The sequence below is a fragment of the Variovorax sp. P4_D9 genome (assembly GCF_056401695.1).
In genome coordinates, this window is record NZ_JBFUIU010000696.1 from 1 (window position 1) to 4,579 (window position 4,579).

At 66.9% G+C, this 4,579-nt stretch carries 6 protein-coding genes; 5 read left to right on the forward strand and 1 reads right to left on the reverse strand.

Annotated elements, in window-relative coordinates; translation table 11 throughout:
* The 5 genes from AC1DY5_RS42860 to AC1DY5_RS42880 form a co-directional block, all read left to right on the forward strand.
* The coding region (locus AC1DY5_RS42860) for a 3-phenylpropionate dioxygenase (RefSeq protein ID WP_478120503.1) at nucleotides 1-805 on the forward strand (805 nt) is incomplete at its 5' end.
* On the forward strand, nucleotides 805-1,245 hold the full coding sequence (locus tag AC1DY5_RS42865) for a RidA family protein (RefSeq protein ID WP_478120504.1): 441 nt from the start codon (nucleotides 805-807) through the stop codon (nucleotides 1,243-1,245). The genes AC1DY5_RS42860 and AC1DY5_RS42865, both read left to right, overlap by 1 nt.
* Nucleotides 1,246-1,270: 25 nt before the next feature.
* The gene (locus AC1DY5_RS42870; RefSeq protein WP_478120505.1) at nucleotides 1,271-2,239 is read left to right on the forward strand and encodes a PDR/VanB family oxidoreductase; all 969 of its coding nucleotides are present in this window, start codon (nucleotides 1,271-1,273) and stop codon (nucleotides 2,237-2,239) included.
* 28 nt (nucleotides 2,240-2,267) lie between these two features.
* Complete coding sequence (locus AC1DY5_RS42875) at nucleotides 2,268-2,642, forward strand: hypothetical protein (protein ID WP_478120506.1); 375 nt, start codon at nucleotides 2,268-2,270, stop codon at nucleotides 2,640-2,642.
* The gene (locus tag AC1DY5_RS42880) at nucleotides 2,594-3,889 is read left to right on the forward strand and encodes an MFS transporter (protein WP_478120507.1); all 1,296 of its coding nucleotides are present in this window, start codon (nucleotides 2,594-2,596) and stop codon (nucleotides 3,887-3,889) included. Before AC1DY5_RS42875 ends, AC1DY5_RS42880 begins: the two co-directional genes overlap by 49 nt.
* 15 nt (nucleotides 3,890-3,904) lie before the next feature.
* Here the strand turns inward: AC1DY5_RS42880 and AC1DY5_RS42885 are convergent.
* Nucleotides 3,905-4,579: class II aldolase/adducin family protein (locus AC1DY5_RS42885; protein ID WP_478120508.1), on the reverse strand; the 675-nt coding region annotated here is incomplete at its 5' end.

Here is a 4,579-nt window from a genome sequence, read left to right on the forward strand (position 1 = left end):
CCTCGGCGACAGGCTCTCGTGCCCGTATCACGGCGTCGAGGTGCGCTGCGACGGCGTCGCCGTGCGCGTTCCCGGCAGCCCCGGCTGCAAGCTCGAGGGCTCGCAGTCGACGCGCTTCTTCCACGTCGAGGAGCGTGCCGGCGCGGTCTGGCTCTACAACTCGGAAGAGTCGGTCGAGACGCCGCCGCCGCTGGTGCTGCCCGAGCAACTGACCGACGACGACCAGTATTCCAGCTTCCTGTGCTACGCCGAATGGAAGGGCGACTACCGCTACGTGCTCGACAACGTGATGGACCCGATGCATGGCACCTTCCTGCACAAGCAGTCGCATTCGATGGCCGAGGGCGATTCGACCGCCAAGTTCGGCATCCGCGCGACCGACACCGGCTTCGTGTTCGAGAAGGAAGGCCAGCGCAACGTCAACTTCGACTGGACCGAGTGGGCCGACACCGGCGTGCACTGGATGCGGCTCGAGATCCCGTATCCGAAGACCGGCGGCCCCGGCGGCAATTTCATCATCGTCGGCAGCTATACGCCGATCTCGCCGACGCTCTCGTGCGCCTTCCACTGGCGCGTGCGCAAGCTGCCCAAGGGCTGGGAGCGCGACACCTGGCGCTTCCTGTACAAGAACCGCCTCGAGGCGCGCCACTGGCACGTGCTCGAACAGGACCGCGTGCTGATCGAGAACATGGAGCCGGATGCCAACCAGCACGAGCAGCTCTACCAGCACGATCTTGGCATCGTGCGCCTGCGCCGCCACATGCGCGGCCTGGCGCAGCAGCAGCTCGAAGGCGCGGCAGCCTGATGACCGCAGCCGCTGTCACGTCGGTGCGGCGCATCGCCTGCGAGGCGGTGCCCGACCTGCCGCATGCCAGCTGGTCGAATGCGCTGGCGGTCGGCCCCGAGCTGATCCTCTCGGGCCAGACCGCGCACCCGGCCACGCGCGAGGCTGCGCAGGCCGGGGCGCCGCTCGGCATCTACGCGCAGACGCTCGTGGTGCTGCGCAAGGTCCAGGCCCTGCTGGAGGCGGCCGGCGGCGGGATCCACAACATCACGAAGCTGGTCGTCTACGTGACCGACATCGCCGACAAGGACGAGGTCGGGCGCGCGCGCCGCGAGTTCTTCGGCCGGGCGCCGTACCCGGCCTCGACCCTGGTGGCCGTGAGCGCGCTGGTCTTCCCCGAATTGCGCGTCGAGATCGACGCCACGGCGCGGCTCGATGTCGACCTGCGCGCGGCCCACTGAAAAACCCTTCATCGAGGTTCGAGTCATGTCTTCTCCCACGCTGAACGCCCTGGTGCACACGATGCGCTACGAAGCCGACGGTATCGTCAGCGTCGAGTTCCGTCCGGCTTCGCCCGAGGTGGACTTCCCCGCCTTCGAGGCCGGCTCCCACATCGACCTGCACCTGCCCAACGGCCTGGTGCGCAGCTACTCGCTGTGCAATCCGGCGACTGACCTCCAGCGCTACGTGGTCGGCGTGCTGAACGACCGCAAGAGTCGCGGCGGTTCGCGCTACGTGCACCAGCAGCTGCGCGTCGGCATGACGCTCGCGATCTCGCAGCCGCGCAACAACTTCAAGCTCGAAGAGGGGGCAGGGCGCTCGGTGCTGGTGGCCGGCGGCATCGGCGTGACGCCGATCTGGTGCATGCTGCAGCGCCTGGCCGACATCGGCAAGCCGGTCGAACTGCTCTATTGCGCGCGCTCCCGCAAGGAGTCCGCCTTCTGCGAATCGATCGCCGCGCTGGCGGCCGAGAAATCGATTCCGCTGACCTGGCATTTCGACGAGGAGAAGGGCGGCCCGCCCGATCTCGCCGCGCTGCTCGCCGGCAAGGGCGCCGACAGCCACTACTACTGCTGCGGCCCGACGCCGATGCTCGACAACTTCGAGAAGACCTGCGAACAGCTCGGCTATCCGCACGCCCACATCGAGCGCTTCGCGGCGGTCCACGTCGATGCCCCGAGCGCGACCCAGAGCTACGTGGTCCAGTGCGCGAAAAGCGGCAAGTCGGTTGAGGTGCCGCCCGGCAAGTCGATCCTCGACAGCCTGATCGATGCCGGCCTGAACCCGGACCACAGCTGCAAGGAAGGCGTCTGCGGCGCCTGTGAAACCAAGGTGCTCGAGGGCGAGGTCGACCACCACGACGGCATCCTGACCAAACTGGAGCGAGCGTCGAACAAGACCATGATGATCTGYGTCTCGGGCTGTAAGCGCGGCCCGCTGGTGCTGGACATCTAGGTAAAGAAAAAGAGTTCATCAACAGAGGGTGCTGGTGGGCTTCAACCTGCCGATCGGCGCCAGCGAATTCAAGGCCTCGTATGCGCGCTACCGGCGCGAACCCGGCGCCTACCTGCCGCAGCCGACCACCGGCAAGTTCGCGCTCGGCTATGTCTACAACCTGTGGAAGCGCAGCGCTATCTATGCGACCGCCGCGTGGCTGACCAACAGCGATGGCGCGGCACAAGCCCACGGCGGCGTGTTGACGTCGCCCGACCATGGTTCGCGCGGCACGGAGTTCGGCTTGCGCCACGCCTTCTACTGGCCCGACGGCGGGAGCGGCTCCCGTTGCCCCCCTTACAGGAAACCTGAATCATGCAGCCCAAAGCATTCCGTTGGTATGGCGTCATCACGCTGTTCGTGATCGTCGCGATCTCCTATGTCGACCGGATCAACATCGCGGTGCTGATCACCGATGCGGCCTTCCTGCAGCACATCGGAATCGCATCGACCGACCGAGTAAGCCAGGGGCTGCTGGCCACGGCCTTCATGGTCGGCTACGGGGTCTCGGCCTTCGTGCTGACGCCGTTCTGCGCCGCTCTCTTTGGCGTGCGCAGGAGCCTCATCATCGGCTTGATGCTGTGGGGCGTGGTCACCTTCATGACGCCGTGGTTCAACGGCTACGGCATGCTCCTGGCCTCGCGGATCCTGCTCGGCGTGTCCGAAGGTCCGTTGTTCTCGCTCGCTTCGTCTTACATCAAGGCGCACTTCGAGAGCCACGAGAACGGCAAGCCGAACTCCTTCGTCAACATGGGCACCGGCTTGGGCCTCGCGCTCGGCTACCCGCTGATCGGCTACCTGCTGGTCAGCTTCGACTGGCAGACTTCCTTCCACGTGCTCGGCGTGCTGAACATCGCGCTGGGCATCCCGCTGGTGATCGCCTTCGTGATGATGCCGGCGGCCTATGCCGGGCTGGCGAAGCCGAAGTCCTTCGGCGATGCGATGAACCGGGTCGGCGACATCGTCAAGGGTGCCCTGCACACCCGCTACCTGGTGCTGATCACGGTGCTGACCTCGGCCACGCTGGCCTACCTCTGGGGCAGCAGCAACTGGCTGCCGGCCTACCTCAAGGAGGTGCGCGGCTTTTCGATGAAGGAGATGGGCTGGCTGGCCTCGCTGCCACAGTACGCCACGGTGCTCGCCGTGCTGCTGGGCGGCGTCCTGATCGACCGGATCGAGCGCCAGCGCGTGCCCTTCATCTTCATGGCGGCCAGCGTCGGCGTGGCCTTGTCGGTGCTGCTGGCGATCAGCGTGCACGATCCCTATGAGGCCGCCTACTGCCTGATCGCCGCCAATTTCTGCTGGGGCCTGCAGAGCCCGGCGATCCCGAGCACGGTGCAGTACTGCGCCCGGCCCGAGCATGTGGCCAGCGCCTTCGGCGTCGTCAACGGCACCGGCAGCCTGGTCGCGGGCTTCATGCCGGCCCTCATGGGCAGCGTGATCAGCCTGGTGTCGGCCGGGCCCGGCGCCTCGGGCGGCGCCGCGCACGGCTTCTTCGCCGGCTTCGCGCTGCTAATCGGCACGCAGGCGGTGGTGTTCGCCTGCGGCTTCGTGCTGTGGTGGCGCGAGCGCGCGCTCGGCGCCTCGGGCATGCACCCGACGCCGGCCTGATGTCGGGGCCTCATATCAATCCCTGTAGCTGCGGTCGAGGCGGTCCAGCTTGCGGATCAGCGAGGGCCAGACGAAGGCGCCGCCGAGGCCGCCGGTCTGGACCTTCATCGCCTGGCCGACGCCCTCGATGATCCGTGGATCCACCTGCGTCAGCTCGCCGCCGCCGGCCTGGGCCGCGATCTGGATCTGGCAGGTGTTCTCGAAGGTGTACATGCTCAGGAAGGCATCGGCCACGGTCTTGCCGACGGTCAGCAGGCCGTGGTTGCGCAGCATCAGGAAGTTGGCGCTGCCCATGTCGGCCTGCAGCCGCGGCTTCTCGTCGTCGCGGAAGGCGACGCCCTCGTAGTTGTGGTAGGCCAGCGAGGCCAGCACGAAGGTCGATTGCTGGCTGATCGGCAGCACTCCGTTCTTTTGGGCGCTGACCGCGATGCCGGCACGGGTGTGGGTGTGCAGCACGCACTGCACGTCCTCGCGCGCCGCATGCACCGCACTGTGGATCACGAAGCCGGCCGGATTCACCGGGTAAGGCGAGTCGATCACCTTGTTGCAGTCGCGGTCGACCTTGATCAGGTTGGAGGCTGTAATCTCGTCGAACATGAGGCCGTAGGGATTGATCAGGAAGTGGTGCTCGGGCCCCGGCACGCGAGCGCTGATGTGCGTGAAGACGAGGTCGCTCCAGCCGTACAGCGC

What these genes read in the sequence shown, in the direction of transcription:
- AC1DY5_RS42865 (WP_478120504.1), top strand. Translation starts at nt 805, where the DNA reads ATGACCGCAGCCGCTGTCACGTCGGTGCGGCGCATCGCCTGCGAGGCG.
- AC1DY5_RS42880 (WP_478120507.1), top strand. Translation starts at nt 2,594, where the DNA reads ATGCAGCCCAAAGCATTCCGTTGGTATGGCGTCATCACGCTGTTCGTG.